This window comes from Citrobacter sp. C6_1 (assembly GCF_014596835.2).
Lineage (GTDB): Bacteria > Pseudomonadota > Gammaproteobacteria > Enterobacterales > Enterobacteriaceae > Citrobacter > Citrobacter pasteurii.
Genome location: NZ_CP115031.1, coordinates 945275 through 961320 on the forward strand (window position 1 = coordinate 945275; position 16046 = coordinate 961320).

Below are 16046 nucleotides of genomic sequence, written 5' to 3' on the forward strand. Positions count from 1 at the left end.
CAATCTGTGCGAGGTACCCTTGCCCGGAATGCCTTGAGGGAGTATTTTAATAAAAATGTTCGCATACGAACAATTTTGAGGATGAAATGAGACTGATTGTAGGAATGACCGGGGCGACTGGCGCACCGCTTGGTGTGTCGCTACTGCAGGCGCTGCGGGAAATGTCGGGGGTGGAAACTCATCTGGTGCTGTCAAAGTGGGCCAAAACCACCATTGAACTGGAAACGCCGTACAACGTCCGCGATGTGTCAGCGCTGGCCGATTATTGCCACAACCCGGCTGACCAGGCGGCGACCATCTCCTCCGGATCGTTTCGTACTGACGGCATGATCATTATCCCCTGCAGTATGAAAACCCTGGCCGGTATTCGTGCAGGCTATGCGGAAGGGTTGGTGGGGCGTGCCGCTGATGTGGTGCTGAAAGAAGGGCGCAAGCTGGTGCTGGTTCCGCGTGAAATGCCGCTGAGCACTATTCATCTGGAAAATATGCTCGCACTTTCCCGCATGGGCGTCGCGATGGTCCCGCCGATGCCCGCGTTTTATAACCACCCGCAAACGGTTGATGACATCACGCAACACATTGTGGCTCGCGTGCTCGATCAGTTTGGTCTGGAACACCCCAACGCCCGTCGCTGGCAGGGATTACGACAGGCGCAGAATTTTTTACAGGAGAATGAGTAATGGCATTTGATGATTTGCGTAGCTTTTTGCAGGCGCTGGACGACCAGGGACAATTGCTGAAAATCAGTGAAGAAGTGAACGCCGAACCGGATTTAGCAGCGGCTGCCAATGCCACCGGACGTATTGGCGACGGGGCGCCGGCGCTGTGGTTTGACAATATTCGTGGATTTACCGATGCCCGTGTGACAATGAACACTATCGGCTCTTGGCAGAACCATGCAATCTCGCTGGGTTTACCACCGAATACGCCGGTGAAAAAACAGATCGATGAATTCATTCGCCGCTGGGATAAATTTCCGGTTACGCCGGAGCGTCGTGCCAACCCGGCGTGGGCGGAAAACAGCGTCGACGGTGACGATATCAACCTGTTTGATATTCTGCCGCTGTTTCGCCTGAACGATGGCGATGGAGGGTTCTATCTCGATAAAGCCTGTGTTGTGTCGCGCGATCCGCTGGATCCGGATAACTTCGGTAAGCAGAACGTCGGTATTTACCGTATGGAAGTAAAAGGCAAGCGTAAGCTGGGCCTGCAACCGGTGCCGATGCACGATATCGCGCTGCATCTGCATAAAGCGGAAGAGCGTGGTGAAGACCTGCCGATTGCCATCACCCTGGGTAACGATCCTATTATTACCCTGATGGGGGCTACGCCGCTGAAGTACGATCAGTCGGAATACGAAATGGCGGGCGCGCTGCGTGAAAGCCCGTATCCGATCGCTACCGCACCACTCACTGGCTTTGACGTACCGTGGGGTTCAGAAGTGATCCTCGAAGGCGTCATTGAAAGCCGTAAGCGTGAAATCGAAGGGCCGTTTGGCGAGTTTACCGGTCACTACTCCGGTGGACGTAACATGACTGTCGTGCGTATCGATAAAGTCTCTTATCGCAGTAAACCGATTTTTGAATCGCTGTATCTTGGGATGCCGTGGACGGAAATCGACTATCTGATGGGGCCAGCAACCTGCGTACCGCTGTATCAACAGCTGAAAGCCGAATTCCCGGAAGTACAGGCGGTGAACGCCATGTACACCCACGGTTTGCTGGCGATTATCTCCACCAAAAAACGCTACGGCGGCTTCGCCCGTGCGGTAGGGTTGCGGGCGATGACCACGCCGCATGGTCTGGGTTACGTGAAAATGGTGATTATGGTTGATGAGGACGTTGACCCGTTCAATCTGCCGCAGGTGATGTGGGCGCTGTCGTCGAAAGTTAATCCGGCGGGGGATCTGGTGCAATTGCCGAATATGTCGGTGCTGGAGCTTGATCCAGGTTCCAGTCCGGCGGGGATTACCGACAAGTTAATCATTGATGCCACCACGCCGGTTGCACCGGATAACCGTGGGCACTACAGCCAGCCGGTATGTGATTTACCGGAAACGAAAGCCTGGGCTGAAAAGCTGACCGCCATGCTGGCTAACCGTAAATAAGGAGTTGCAGATGATTTGTCCACGTTGTGCCGATGAACATATTGAAGTGATGGCGAACTCGCCGGTAAAAGGCGTCTGGACGGTATATCAGTGCCAGCATTGTCTGTACACCTGGCGTAATACCGAACCGCTACGCCGCACCAGCCGCGAGCACTACCCGCAGGCGTTTCGTATGACGCAAAAAGATATGGATGACGCACCGATGGTGCCGAGTATTCCACCGCTGCTGGCAGAAGATAAGCGCTAATCAACACGCCGGGTGCGGCTTCGCCTTACCCGACCTACATATAGCGGTATTTTGTAGGCCCGATAAGCATAGCGCCATCGGGAAGGACACACCAATATTAAGCCTCGGAATATCCGGGGTTTGTTATTTTGCGAGCAAGCTCGTAGCGAATGGCTTAATTTATTTGAAGAGATGACACCTGAAATAGAATAGCGGCGGGTGCTTGAGGCTTTTTGGGTTTTGAGCATTTGTTAGGTCCCGGAAAGACAAAAGCCCCAGGAGATAGTTCTATCAACCTGAGGCTAGCGTTCAAACCTAGACCACTTGGATGTTAGTCTCTTCTTTGCAGGGAGGCAAGACATGCTGACAAAATATGCCCTTGTGGCAATTGTAGTGCTGTGTTTCACGGCGCTGGGATTCACGTTAATGGTGCGAGATTCGTTGTGCGAGTTAAGTATTAAAGAACGTGGTATGGAGTTTAAAGCTGTTCTCGCTTACGAACCGAAGAAGTAGCAACAACGCGGGGGAAACCCCGCGTCTTGATGGTCTGGTTTCGTCCTCTTGCACCCATTCTCGCGTTGCCGTAGGCCCGATAAGCAAAGCGCCATCGGGCATTACAACGTTACACCAGACTTTTCAACCGGTAGATCCACTCCAGCGCCTGGCGCGGTGTTAGCGAATCCGGGTCGAGGTTTTCCAGCGCTTCAACGGCGGGCGAGATTTCTTCAGGCACTGAAAGCAGCGACATCTGTGTACCATCGACCTGGGTCGCGGCAACGTTTGGCGCAATGCTTTCCAGTTCGCGCAGTTTTTGCCGCGCGCGTTTAATAACCTCTTTCGGCACCCCTGCCAGGGCGGCTACTGCCAGACCATAGCTCTTGCTCGCCGCGCCATCCTGCACGCTATGCATGAAGGCGATGGTATCGCCGTGCTCTAACGCATCCAGATGCACATTCGCGACGCCCTCCATTTTTTCCGGTAACTGAGTCAGTTCGAAGTAGTGGGTGGCAAACAAGGTTAATGCTTTGATTTTATTAGCCAGGTTTTCCGCGCACGCCCATGCCAGCGACAGACCGTCATAAGTGGAGGTGCCGCGCCCAATCTCATCCATCAGCACCAGGCTGTTCTCGGTGGCGTTATGCAGAATGTTGGCGGTTTCGGTCATTTCTACCATAAAGGTAGAACGACCGGATGCCAGATCATCCGCCGCGCCCACGCGGGTAAAGATCCGATCGATCGGGCCTATTTCCACTTTCTGCGCCGGAACGTAGCTGCCGATGTAGGCCAGTAGCGCAATCAACGCAGTCTGGCGCATATAGGTACTTTTACCGCCCATGTTCGGCCCGGTGATAATTAGCATCCGTCGTTGGGGCGAGAGGTTGAGCGGGTTGGCGATAAACGGCTCACTCAGCACCTGTTCAACCACCGGATGACGACCCTCAGTAATACGGATACCGGGTTTATTGGTGAAGGTCGGGCAGGTGTAGTTCAGGGTATAAGCGCGTTCGGCCAGGTTGACCAGTACGTCCAACTCCGCCAGCGCGCTGGCGCTCTGCTGTAAATCTGCCAGATGCGGCAACAGCATGTCGAACAGCTCGTCATACAGCTGTTTTTCCAGCGCCAGCGCTTTGCCTTTTGACGTCAGAACTTTGTCTTCGTACTCTTTCAGTTCCGGAATAATGTAGCGTTCGGCGTTTTTCAACGTCTGGCGACGCACGTAGTTAATCGGTGCCAGATGACTCTGCCCACGGCTGATCTGAATGTAGTAGCCATGAACGGCGTTAAACCCAACCTTCAGCGTATCCAGACCGGTGCGCTCGCGCTCACGGATTTCCAGTCTGTCCAGATAGTCAGTTGCGCCATCAGCCAGCGCTCGCCACTCGTCCAGCTCTTCATTGTAGCCCGGGGCAATGACGCCGCCGTCGCGTACAAGCACGGGTGGTGCTTCGACGACGGCGCGTTCCAGCAGTTCACGTAGTTCGCTAAATTCGCCCATTTTTTCGCGCAGCATTTGCACGGGGGCACTGTCTACGCTTTCCAGCTGCGCGCGCAGTTCCGGTAATTGCTGGAAGGCATGGCGCATGCGTGCCAGATCGCGTGGACGCGCGGTACGCAGTGCCAGACGTGCCAGAATACGTTCCAGATCGCCCACCTGACGCAGCACGGGTTGTAATTCGCTGGTGGCATCCTGCAGCGCGCCGATGGTTTGTTGGCGCTCGGTGAGGATTTTAGTGTCGCGCACAGGCATATGCAGCCAGCGCTTGAGCATACGGCTGCCCATTGGCGTCACGGTGCAGTCGAGTACTGACGCCAGCGTGTTTTCAACGCCGCCCGCCAGGTTCTGGGTAATTTCCAGATTGCGGCGCGTGGCGGCATCCATAATGATGCTGTCCTGCTGACGTTCCATGGTGATGGAACGAATATGCGGCAGCGAAGTGCGCTGGGTATCTTTGACGTATTGCAGCAGACAGCCGGCGGCGCATAATCCACGCGGGGCATTTTCCACGCCAAAGCCAATCAGATCTCGCGTGCCAAACTGCAGGTTCAACTGTTGGCGGGCGGTATCAACTTCAAATTCCCACAGCGGACGACGACGCAGGCCGCGGCGTCCTTCAATCAGTGAAGTTTCAGCGAAATCCTCGGCATACAGCAATTCGGCGGGGTTGGTACGCTGTAGTTCCGCAGCCATTGTCTCACGGTCTGCGGGTTCACTGACGCGAAAACGCCCGGAACTGATGTCCAGCGTAGCGTAGCCAAAGCCTTTACTGTCCTGCCAGACGGCGGCCAGCAGGTTGTCCTGACGTTCCTGTAAAAGTGCTTCATCGCTGATGGTACCCGGCGTGACAATGCGTACCACTTTGCGTTCAACCGGCCCTTTGCTGGTCGCCGGATCGCCAATCTGCTCACAAATAGCGACAGATTCACCCTGATTGACCAGCTTGGCGAGGTAGTTCTCGACCGCATGGTGAGGAATGCCCGCCATCGGGATCGGCTCACCTGCGGATGCACCGCGTTTGGTCAGGGAGATATCAAGCAGCTGAGACGCGCGTTTCGCATCGTCATAAAACAGTTCATAAAAGTCGCCCATGCGGTAAAACAGCAGTATTTCCGGATGCTGAGCCTTCAGCTTGAGATACTGCTGCATCATGGGGGTATGGCTAGAGAAGTCCTTATCAATGTCTTCATTCATATTGATTTTACTCATTTTTTAATTCTTTCAAGTGCTCATATGGCCCCAGGTAAAACCCCTTTAAACCCACATAAACCCATAAATTTGTAGCTCACTTGTAGCCCAAAGCGTGATAGATTGGTTGTACTCCTTCTTTGGGTTACAAATGGTGGTGATACTTTGAAAACAACTCTCAATCAGGCTTTTATTATCAACAAGTTAAGTATTAATGTTAAGCCTGAGCTCAGTAGCTCTGGAAAAGTCGTTTTCGAAGCCAACCCTGACCAAAAACCTTACATAGTTTTTGACGATCATCGAGATTCACCCGTTGGCTTCGGTGTGAAGGTCAGTTTGACGAAAAAAACCTATGTAATCCAGCGAAGAGTAGCCTCTTCAGATCGTAATGTCAGTGAGGGTAAGAAGCCAAGCTCTGTCTTGAAAGTAAAGGTTGGGAATGTGTCCGATTTTCCGAGTATCGATCAAGCCCGTGAGGCAGCTCGGCAGTTGGTTCAGACAATGATTGCAACAAAGAGAAATCCCAACAAGATTAAAAGGGAACTCGATCTGGCTGAATTGACCGTGAGTGAAGCTTTTGCCCAATACAGGAGTCACTTACTTGGCAGAACCAAACCTGCTAAACCAAACACTCTCAATGTGTTAGACAAAGCTGAGAATCGGTTGAAAGAATGGCAAAACCTTCGAATCAAGGATCTTACTGGTAATGAAATCCTTCGAAAGTTTGACGAGATTGCTTCAAGAGCCAGAACAGCAGCAGAACAGACTTTTAGGTGGGCCAATGTTGCTGTAAAACACGCAATCGAGATTGAAGCTGGGAATGCTCAGACCCAGCAACGACAACCTTCGTTGTCCTATAATCCTTTTTCAATTTTAAAGGTACAGAAGAAGTTCAGAACACGATCTGAGCTGGAAGATAGCTATCGTGCCAAGGGCGTACGAAATCCATTGTCCCCCAAAGATACTTTGGGACGGTTTCTAGCTGCATTACACAATAAGAGAGGTTTTAATCGTTTGGGTTGTGATTATCTGTTGCTGACCATTTTGACAGGAGCCAGGAAAGAAGAGACAGCAACACTGTGCTGGCGAGAGGCCCTGACAGAAGAGGAAGTCAGAACGACAAGCTATGTCGATCTCGAAAACCGGGTTATTCGCTTTTACGACACGAAAAATCGTAACGACCATGAGCTTCCAATCTGTGATGCTACAAAGCGAATTCTGGAAGACCGACGAGATATCGTCAACGATACCGAAATACGGGCAGATAAACGCAAATGGGTTTTTCCGGCTCGTTCATCACGAAGCAAGGTTGGACATTATTCTGACAGTAAAAGCTTGCGCGAGTATATCTGTCAGGAAGCTGGAATAATGAAGCTGGGAATGCACGATCTGCGAAGAACTTTTGGCCGTGTTGCAGAAGAACTAACTTCGTATGCAGTGGTGAAAAGATTGCTTAACCACCGTAATACCACGGACCCTACTGAAAGATATGCTGAGCCTGATAACGAGCGAGTTTTTGAGGCACTTCAACGGATTGAGCTTCATATGCTGATGACAGTACCTGAGTTGTATAATACACTTTTGGCTTCGGCGAAATATCAACCATTGCCAACAAATTAGGGGGACAGGGAATGAGTGCAATCGATACTTTAAGGGAATATGCTGAAGTATGGCGGCTATTTGGTAGTATGCCAGATGATGCAACCCTGAGTGCTGAAGTTTCGGCCCTTTACCTTGGTGTAAGTGTCAAAACATTGGCTCGTTATCGCCAGACTGGTAATGGCCCTGCTTATATCCAATACCAGGCTGAAGATAGCAAAGCAAGAAATCAACGCGTAAATTATCTGTTGGGTGATTTAAAAACCTGGCGGGATAATCATAAAGTGAACAGCACAATGGAAGCAGCACAGGTCCGTGGGTTGGCTTTTGCTTCTTTGGCTGATTTTACCAAGCCAGAGCCTTTCTGGACTATTGATAATAAAATTTATTCTCATGCCCTTACTGTATCTGACGAAGTATTCAAGGAGCTATTAAATACCTCTCGCGCAGAAGTTATTTGGATCTCTCTTGAGAAAGTGTTGTTTGAGAACTGGCATGCTTCGAGAGAGCGCCAGAAATGGAATGACGTTTTTGTTAGTGTACTAAGTGGGATGGTTAAATCATGTGAAATTGAACAAGAACGTCATATACTTAATGATATTTTATGATTAATTTCATTCCCAATATAAAATTAAATTTATATTGGGAAATAGTCATTTGCGGAAGTATAAATTGTTCAACAGCATTATTTATTATTTTAATCAAATGGAATGCCGTCTGTAGGATATCTTCTTTTGGGATTTTTAACCGGCTTTGTTTTACTCCCTGCACGATAAAAGTTAAACGAATTGGCAAAGTCTTCTGTCTCCAGTCTGGACTTTCTAAATTTATCCATCAGATCTTCATTGAAACGACGAGGGATTCCTTTAACACACAAGTTTGAATTAAGGTATACTTGGTTATCTATGGCGTCACGAATAAGTATTTTTCTCTCAAATAACTCTTTGAATGCGCGTGAGACATTTGATTTATTCAGCCCAAGATCTTTGGCTATACGTGACTGTGAAAAATCAGGGATAATATTTCCATAATCAATTACTGAGAAGAGATAAAGCACAATTCTAAACGCTGTGGGCGTCAAATCCATCCTGGCGAGTGTGGCCATATTGCCTTTGAATATCATTGAGAAATCGTCTCTGAATGACGTTTTTTTATAGCTATTTGCTTTAATCTTTATTTCTTCCAGATCTTCGGGCATAACCTCTAATGCTTCTGCAATAATGGACTTTTGTTCTTTAGTTAATACAACGCTTGTGATTGACATGATGGCTCCTTTTTTATTGTTGTGATTACATATATGGCACATTTAATTTATTTGTCAACTTGGTTGGTAGTATTATTTAATTGTATTTACTTTGAGATTTTACGGTTGTTATTTAGTGGGAGATGGTTGGTTATCAAATTTAAAACAAGGGGTGCTAAATTTCACCATCACCTGTTATGTAATTAATGATTTTTGGTTCTGAAATTAATAACGGCAGGGTTTGTTTAATTATTTGATTTTATTGGTTAATTTTCAATTGTGTTCTGCAAGATAAAAGAGTGATAAAGAAATAAGAAACCACAGTTTTGCATTAGAACGATACTCAAGGCCTTGGTGTACCTGATGAAAACACTTTTATTATTGTTTTTCTTACATTATATCATTTCTTAAGTGAAGCCTGCGCAACTGTGTGTTGCGCCATTGGGCTTCAGAACATTACTACAGTATTTTCTGTAAGTATAAATACGCTTCGCGCACGAGTTCATAGACCTGAGGTTAACTGTCATTACAAATACGCTTCGCGCAAAAAATCAGGAGGCTGAGTTGATCGGGAAAGCGAACACAGATACATGATTTGCCCATTTGCTGAGTACGGCTCACGCCGGGACCCTTCGGAAAAACCCTTTCTGCTTCAGCGAGTGAGTGCTGTGGGCACTCAGCGGCGCTGCCAGGGAAACAAAATTATGGTTTTCACCGGTTTGGTAAAAATAATTAACATTTATCGGTAGTCGGGGCGTAAGCCAGTGCGTAGCACGCTCTCAAAAATATTCCTGTGGTTTTTTTATCTGAAATATGGAAATGACTCAGATAATTGAAATATGAAATAGTAATGCAATCTGGAGGACTCAATATCTCCACAGTGAAAGCTGTTTTAAGTGAGAATAGAATAAATATTGTTTTATAAAAATATTTTTAAATTACTATTGATTTTATTTTTGAAGATGATAGTACTTAATTATAAAAACAAAAAATGGAGAAAATTATGAGTGCTATTGATGTTTTATCTCAGGAGGAAAAGTTTATACATGTTGTTGATAAATTTATAACCCATCATCACAACAGCGTTAATAACAATGTCTTTTACAAAAAACTTTATGTTCTCTTCGCCGGGTATCATCTGAAGTATTTTTATTCACGGGCGCAGTATCGCAATTCATGTTATCACGTTGATAATATTATGCAGATGTTTACAGGAGTCGTTTCAACCCTGAACACAACTCTGCTCAGGAAGCTTGCAAACAGCAATACATTGCTGCATTGCCTGAATTCACTTGTGAATTATATTTCAGGCAATCTGGACGAAGCAGAGCATATTTATGCTGATTTGCTGGCTCAGTATGAAAAGAAACGCATTGCAGGCTCTCTGGCTTATACTCCGCGAGGCTCAGTGATCAGGAAAAGACTTTGATAGCGGCAGCAGCGTGTACAAGGAATGGGATGCTGAATGGTGGAGAGAAATGGAGCTGGCGTTTCCGGCAGGTCAAAATCGAGTATTAAAAAGGCAGGAGCCACCCAGTTGGCGTCCCGCCTGTCGTGATGGCTTTAAGGTGGGTTTACTTATCAACGACCTGCCAGCCATCATCCGTTTTGACAAGGGTTACAGCAGCAGTACGCTTTTCGTTATCGACAATAGCCGTCACATTGCATTTATAACTTTTATCAGAGACTTCTACGCAGTCATGCTTTTTGACTGATTTTAATTCGCGCAGTGCGTCTTTTGGGACATCCTTGCCTGCTATAGATTTCACGAAAGCATTCGCCTGCGCAACGACCTTATTCATGGCAGTGTAAATATCCTGTTCGGAAGGTTCGCTGTTACAGCCACTCAGCAACGATGCAGCGGTAACGAGTGTGATAACGGCATAAGTTTTCATAAATAATTCCCTGGCTGTAACGTGAGTTATTGAATCAGACCTGTATTCATTCTGCTTGTATTTTCAGAGAACGACCATTTGCTGACCGTTTCTCCTTTAAATTCGATTTCCAGCGTTTTGGCCTGCGTCTGTGAGCCCCCCGTCAGCAGCCCGACAACGGGAATAAATGTGGTGGCATCAAACTGATTGTTATCCATCGAATAAGTCCATTCTTCATTTCCACTATCAAGTGTAGTCTTGGTTTCGGGCTCGCCTAATGCGGTAATTATTTCTGATTTCGTTGTTTTATTTTTGATGATTTTTGACTGCAGACTTTGTGATGTTTCGTTTTTGAGATGCTGATTGCCTGATGTCGAACAGCCAGAAATAAGTAAAGCGGAAATAAAAAACGCAGAAGTAATGAATTTTTTCATAGGTCCCTCATGTTAATTTTTTATGTTTGCTGTGGTGTGAAATTAATATCACCGTATAAAGATAACTCTGTCTGCATAGGTCTTTTTAATTATGCAGATAAGAATAATAACGCTGGCAAAAAACGTAATGACTGAGACAGGAGTACTGCCGGTCAATGAAAATACTAACCAGGCGAGAGCTAATGCCACGAATTGAAAAAGGAATGCCACACTGAGCGGACTTTCACCATAGGCCACTTTTGCATGGCAGCCTTTGCAAATCCGCACGCCGTGCGGGCTTTGTGTAAAGCAGAAGGGGCAGCTAATCGTTTTATTATCCATCATGACTCCATGGCCTGATTTAAGGTGATGTATTTTTGAACATTTTCGATGAATGACCCGCTTTAGTAAAATTGCTTGTACCGATCGATGATTGCTCTGTGATTGGTTTTAACTATTGTAATCAAATTATCGATCTATATAAACGATCAATAATTTATTGACTATCATTGCATTATAAACTAAGGATTCTTATGGTGTGAGGTGCTGGTTATTACTAACTGATTGTTCCTGAAGGGAATGACCGGCTGTGAAAGGAATGGGTTCTAATAGGTGCAGATGAAGAATCTTGCGGAAATGATGTATTGTGGCATGCAGCAGTGACAGTCCCTTGCGCCTTAGAAGTACAACAATTTGGCTGAGTAGTAAAAGCCACGCCTTCAGGCGACGCTGGCGGGGTATCTGACGGGTTGTATTGTGCAGCTTGCTCCTGAGCTGAATGATACCCACTGTCTCCTGTTGTCTTTCCAGACGAATTTTTTCTTCAAGCTGATGGATTTTCTCCAGAATCGTTTCCCGGTTTGCAGCCTGTTCTTCAGACTCGCATGATGGCATTGGCATTGGCATTGGCATTGGCACTGTTAATGGCACAGGTGCAGGTACTGTTGGCTTTTGTGCTTGTTTCAGTAAAGTCAGATGTTCCGGTACGAAATCAATCAATGTTTGCAGGGAAGACCAGCCATATTTTTTACCCAATTGAGAGGCTTTAAAGGCAATACCTTGGTACTGAAATGAAAAGCCGTTCATTTTTCCCGTTGAGGCGATATTGGGTTTGCAGCTGACGTCTACCTTTTCCAGCATAGCGATAAAAGTCAGCAAATCAGGGCGGCCGGTTAACGCATTATCAATCAGGCTCTGCAGAGTGGACCTGGGGCAGGGAGTTGTCGTTCTTTCAGCCATCATCAGCTCGTTGCGGGAAGGCTTTCTTTTCTCCTGACTATGACTACTGATTGCAGATGTGGTTTGAGTGAGTTTGTGGACTTTCTCCAGCTCGCTGATAATCCGGGTACTGATAAGATTTTCATTTTTCCCAAGGTACAGCTTCCCACCGACCATGTTAATTCTGTTAGCTATTATATGGATATGCTGCCCGTCCGAATCATCGTGCATGATATAGCAGCGAAGATGGGTTTCAGTGAATCCCATCCGGGTCATATAATCGTCAGCGAATGCCGCCCATTGTCTGACTGACAGTGTTTCTCCCTTTGGCAGGCGAAGCGAATTATGCCAGACAGGTTTGGCGACACCGGGGCGCAGTAGTCTTGTGCCTTCAAATTCACTGATAAGTTCAGCAGCAGTGCTTCCCGTCATGTTGCCACCGATAATATAAGGCGTGATTTTGTGGTGAGATCCTGACTTAAGGCTATAGAGAACCACACCTGCAAACTGTTTACCCCGCTTTATTTTCTGCATGCCTTTCACTGGTCTTGCTCCAGAAAGGTTGATGGAATAAGGTGATCCCTGAGAGTTTTGATTTGTCTGCGCAGGGCGAAGAGTTCTGTACGGGTCAGTTCGCTGTCAGGGCTTTTGCTGTCGAGATGATTCAGCAGGCGGTTTAAATCCTGTGAAAGGTTGCCGAGTTTAATCCATGCTTCACGATTGATTTCAGGTAACACCGGTGGGAGTTTGTTGAGGGATGCCATTCTTAGCCATTCCCCTTTTTTATAAGGGCCTCTTTTACTATCGAGAATAGATAATTCTTCTTCGTTTAACCGAACGCTGACGCAGTGAGTTCGAACTTCATTAGGTGTATATTTTGCTGTATGGAATTTACCTCTTCTTGAGCTTCTTGATAGATCTTCTTTACTTTCATTTTTATGCATATCTAACCTTTTTTAAAATGTGTTCATGATCTACAGTTAGCGCATTGGTAAAATAAGTCAAGGCAGTGTCGAAATTTATAAATAAGATAGGTGGAGCAGATTGCTAATTAGGTAATCTGCTCTGGGTGAAAATAGGGTTCATATTAAATTCATTATGACAGTGAGGAGGGGTGGAGGTTACAATCTACGTTTTACTGGCATTAAAGAGATTGTTTGTTTCATAATTTCGCTAAGTTTCTTTCTCTCATGTTCTGCTATATATTTACAAATCTCATCATGTCGAATATGCTGTTCCAGTTGTTTTTTATCTATTTTGATGTCATTGCGGATAAACCATTTAATGGTTTCAATGTCCCCGCGTAAATCATAACCTCGCAGTACAATATGGCGAAAATGTGTGTTGCTGATATCTGTCTTCTTCTTTAGTTCACTGAAGAAAGAGCTCATTTCATTTTCATTGGCACTTAGATAAACCTGGCAGTTATCAGAGATAGTAAAGTTAAGGTTTTTCTTCTGAAGCAAATCCATTATCTGCAGACTTTCGCTGTTGAGGTAGTTGAAAATTACTGGACTGCTATCCTTCATACTAATATGACGAATGAGCATTTTGGCTTTGAAATCGCCTAATGAATAGCAAATTTCAAAAATACCGTGACCCTGGTTATCTCTGTGGTTTATATCGCAACCGGCCTGAACCATCAAATCAAAGATAGAGTGATTTTTTACGTAAAAAAGTATTGTTCTTCCGCATTTATCCACATTGTTGACATTAATTCCAGCATTGATCAGGGTTTTGCAACAGGATATATTATCAGCTAACGAGCATAAACAGGTTTGGCCGAGACCATTTTTGTGGTGTATATCTACGCCGGAATCAATCAATTTTTTCAGTATGTGAGGATTTCGCTGGTTAAACAAAACATTGTGACCATAGTTGTCAGCATGGTTAAAATCTATTCCTGCTTTAACCAGAGTGTCAATCATTCTTGGGTTTTTACAGTAAAACAGTATATTTCTTCCAAACGAATCCAGTGTATTAATATCGGAGCCTGCATTAATGCAAGCCTGAATGTCTTTTGGAGTTTTACAAGAGAGTAATGCATTTATTGCGTTGTTATTCATAATTTTTCTCCTCTGTTAAGCGACTAATCTGATATAGTTGTCATGGTTGGTTTTATATTCCTTTATTTTTTTAATGTCTTCGTAAATTCGAGCGAGTGAAAACCATGAGATCTCTTTCAACATGTTTTTGTTGCTTACATACAAAATGTTACCACCGCGAAATGAAAAAGCATTATGGAATGTACTTTCATTCGTCGTTTTGAGAAATCGAATGAAATTTTTTATTGTCTCTTTTTTATTCATGTTATAAGAGGTGAATGTATAGATAGAGAATACGGTTAAAATATTTCTCTTCGAGACCATATGTCTTGAGAAATAATCGAAATAAAATCTTTGCTCCTGAGTGTCACTTTTGCAGAAAAAAGAAAATTGTGGATTATATAATCTATAAAGATCTGCGTTCTTTTTTGTTTTTGCGAGATAGTTAGTCAGGCTTGGATAGTTTGTTTTATTCATTTTAGTTCTCCTTTATTTAATTAACAAAGGAAATATATATTATTAAATAAACAAAATGCAAATATATTTTTATATTTATTTAATTAAATAGATATATTTTTATTATATTTCATATAAGGTGTTGTTTTTCATTGTTAATTATTTTTATCAAAAAGTGCTGTGTTTTATTTGATTGATTTGGTTTGAGAGTAGTAATTGATATTGTATGAATTGGCGATGAGGGTGTTTTTAAAAATAAATTTCTCAAAGTGCTAAGGTGCAATGTGGGGCTTTGTATTAAATTAATGATGTTAGCGTCCCTTGGCTATCTAACTAAAGGTTAAAGCCAAGGGGAGAGTGTTCAGGCAGATTCAATTCATAATCTTTTTTTTGTAATTGCTTTACAGGTAACTGGTTGAATCGTTGTTGGTAAAACCTTTTGCTCTCTCTGTGATTTTTCCTGGAGGATTTCTTCATAGAAGTAGCGTTCTTTTAGTGATTCTATATCAACTTTTATATCATGACATATTAACCATTTAATTAGCAGTCTTCCTGCATAGTGAGTCAGTAGATATGTACTGTTTATGTAAAACCAAACATGACTAATGTCTGTCAGTTTCTTTAGTTGTAAAATTAATTTTTTAACGTCGGCATTTGTTGGTGTGATAATGCACTTATCACTTATCACTTATCTCAAATTCATTTTTTTGCTTTATAAGTAACGACAACAGCTCAATTGATTTAAATGTAATGTTCGTGAATACAATTTTTGAACTGTCTTTAAGATGAATATTACGGATAAGAAAACGAATGTAGTTATCGTTTTTAGATTCCCAGTGAGTATATTTACCAGCTATGCTGTGGTTTTCTGACTGCCAGTAATCGAATGCTGTCTGCCCGCTTAAATTTTTATGATTAATGTCGCAACCAGCCTCAATGAGTGCATCGTATACATATCCTTCAAATGGAATGAAAAGAAAGGAGTTGCCATAGCTATCTTTGGTATGGATATCTAGTCCAGCTTTGATAAGATATTTTACTAACCCTGGTGAAACATCAATATGTTGAATCGCAAGGGTACCTGACTTATTCCGGTGGTTAACATTAATACCATTGCTGACAAGAAGTTCCACTGTTTCAACATTTTGAGCATAGAATAATGCATTATTACCGTCATTATCCAAGTGGTGAATGTCAATGTCAGCGTCAATCATTGCCTGTATAGCTTCAGGTACATTACAGGTAAAAAGAGCTGTTTGACCTTTTTCATTACAGGTATTTATATCCACGCCAGCCTTAAGGCAACGAAGGACACCATTTTTAGACTTTACACGGAATAGGTTATTTTTATTATTTTCGCTTGATATCATTGTTTATCTCCTTTTTTGTTGTTTTCAAGATATTAATGACACCAGATTTTACGGTATTCAAATTTATTTTTGTTTTATTAGGGGGGGATCTGATTTGGTTTGTTTGAGGTTATTCTTAACTTAATGGAACATAGGGACGTTAAGGTTATCCTATGTGATGTGGGTTAACCATTTTCACAAAAATATTTATCCATATTGGAACTGATCTGTATAAAGGAGATAATTAGAGGCTCAGATATTAATACTTTAGAGAGTAATGCTATAGGATATGGAAAAGATCATGTAATATAATGGTGATTATTAATGTTCTT

The 16046-nt window shown here is 44.2% G+C and carries 17 protein-coding genes; 7 read left to right on the forward strand and 10 right to left on the reverse strand.

Annotated features, from left to right (window positions below; all coding sequences use genetic code 11):
- Positions 1–86 precede the first annotated feature (86 nt).
- The 4 genes from IB196_RS04645 (at position 87) to IB196_RS04660 (ending at position 2846) form a co-directional block, all read left to right on the forward strand.
- Positions 87–680 carry a non-oxidative hydroxyarylic acid decarboxylases subunit B gene (locus IB196_RS04645; protein ID WP_188232174.1) on the forward strand — a complete coding sequence of 198 codons (594 nt, stop codon included), beginning with the start codon at positions 87–89 and terminating at the stop codon, positions 678–680.
- Positions 680–2107, forward strand: coding sequence for a non-oxidative hydroxyarylic acid decarboxylases subunit C (locus IB196_RS04650; RefSeq protein WP_005130839.1), 1428 nt, complete (start codon positions 680–682; stop codon positions 2105–2107). The genes IB196_RS04645 and IB196_RS04650 overlap by 1 nt, the downstream gene beginning before the upstream one ends.
- Positions 2108–2117: 10 nt before the next feature.
- Entirely contained in the window at positions 2118–2354 is a 237-nt protein-coding gene (locus IB196_RS04655; RefSeq protein ID WP_005130838.1) for a non-oxidative hydroxyarylic acid decarboxylases subunit D, read from the forward strand.
- A gap of 339 nt (positions 2355–2693) precedes the next feature.
- Complete coding sequence (locus tag IB196_RS04660; protein WP_003034202.1) at positions 2694–2846, forward strand: Hok/Gef family protein; 153 nt, start codon at positions 2694–2696, stop codon at positions 2844–2846.
- A 109-nt stretch (positions 2847–2955) separates the two neighbouring features.
- Here the strand turns inward: IB196_RS04660 and mutS are convergent, their stop codons facing one another.
- The gene (mutS, locus tag IB196_RS04665; protein WP_188232186.1) at positions 2956–5523 is read right to left on the reverse strand and encodes a DNA mismatch repair protein MutS; all 2568 of its coding nucleotides are present in this window, start codon (positions 5521–5523) and stop codon (positions 2956–2958) included.
- 159 nt (positions 5524–5682) lie between these two features.
- On the opposite strand from mutS, the gene IB196_RS04670 reads away from it, so the two are divergent.
- Positions 5683–7137, forward strand: coding sequence for a tyrosine-type recombinase/integrase (locus IB196_RS04670; RefSeq protein WP_001530776.1), 1455 nt, complete (start codon positions 5683–5685; stop codon positions 7135–7137).
- A gap of 11 nt (positions 7138–7148) precedes the next feature.
- A complete protein-coding gene (locus tag IB196_RS04675; RefSeq protein WP_004114867.1) occupies positions 7149–7724 on the forward strand; it encodes a hypothetical protein in 576 nt (191 codons plus the stop codon).
- A gap of 89 nt (positions 7725–7813) precedes the next feature.
- Here the strand turns inward: IB196_RS04675 and IB196_RS04680 are convergent, their stop codons facing one another.
- Complete coding sequence (locus IB196_RS04680; RefSeq protein WP_016239675.1) at positions 7814–8380, reverse strand: helix-turn-helix domain-containing protein; 567 nt, start codon at positions 8378–8380, stop codon at positions 7814–7816.
- A 982-nt stretch (positions 8381–9362) separates the two neighbouring features.
- Here IB196_RS04680 and IB196_RS04685 point away from each other — a divergent pair.
- A complete protein-coding gene (locus IB196_RS04685; protein ID WP_062856220.1) occupies positions 9363–9788 on the forward strand; it encodes a hypothetical protein in 426 nt (141 codons plus the stop codon).
- A gap of 145 nt (positions 9789–9933) precedes the next feature.
- On the opposite strand, the gene IB196_RS04690 is transcribed toward IB196_RS04685, so the two are convergent.
- The 8 genes from IB196_RS04690 to IB196_RS04725 form a co-directional block, all read right to left on the reverse strand.
- Complete coding sequence (locus tag IB196_RS04690) at positions 9934–10254, reverse strand: hypothetical protein (protein WP_000860569.1); 321 nt, start codon at positions 10252–10254, stop codon at positions 9934–9936.
- Between the two features lie 26 nt (positions 10255–10280).
- Complete coding sequence (locus tag IB196_RS04695) at positions 10281–10667, reverse strand: hypothetical protein (protein ID WP_000713577.1); 387 nt, start codon at positions 10665–10667, stop codon at positions 10281–10283.
- Positions 10668–10715: 48 nt separating this feature from the next.
- The gene (locus IB196_RS04700; protein WP_004114852.1) at positions 10716–10988 is read right to left on the reverse strand and encodes a hypothetical protein; all 273 of its coding nucleotides are present in this window, start codon (positions 10986–10988) and stop codon (positions 10716–10718) included.
- A 189-nt stretch (positions 10989–11177) separates the two neighbouring features.
- On the reverse strand, positions 11178–12407 hold the full coding sequence (locus IB196_RS04705) for a relaxase/mobilization nuclease domain-containing protein (protein WP_060617312.1): 1230 nt from the start codon (positions 12405–12407) through the stop codon (positions 11178–11180).
- The gene (locus IB196_RS04710) at positions 12404–12808 is read right to left on the reverse strand and encodes a hypothetical protein (RefSeq protein ID WP_031275125.1); all 405 of its coding nucleotides are present in this window, start codon (positions 12806–12808) and stop codon (positions 12404–12406) included. The genes IB196_RS04705 and IB196_RS04710 overlap by 4 nt, the downstream gene beginning before the upstream one ends.
- A gap of 177 nt (positions 12809–12985) precedes the next feature.
- Positions 12986–13930, reverse strand: a complete 945-nt coding sequence (locus tag IB196_RS04715) for an ankyrin repeat domain-containing protein (RefSeq protein ID WP_001062023.1) — start codon at positions 13928–13930, stop codon at positions 12986–12988.
- A 15-nt stretch (positions 13931–13945) separates the two neighbouring features.
- On the reverse strand, positions 13946–14386 hold the full coding sequence (locus tag IB196_RS04720; RefSeq protein ID WP_001044498.1) for a hypothetical protein: 441 nt from the start codon (positions 14384–14386) through the stop codon (positions 13946–13948).
- Positions 14387–15042: 656 nt separating this feature from the next.
- On the reverse strand, positions 15043–15735 hold the full coding sequence (locus tag IB196_RS04725) for an ankyrin repeat domain-containing protein (protein ID WP_223236957.1): 693 nt from the start codon (positions 15733–15735) through the stop codon (positions 15043–15045).
- Between the last annotated feature and the right edge of the window lie 311 nt (positions 15736–16046).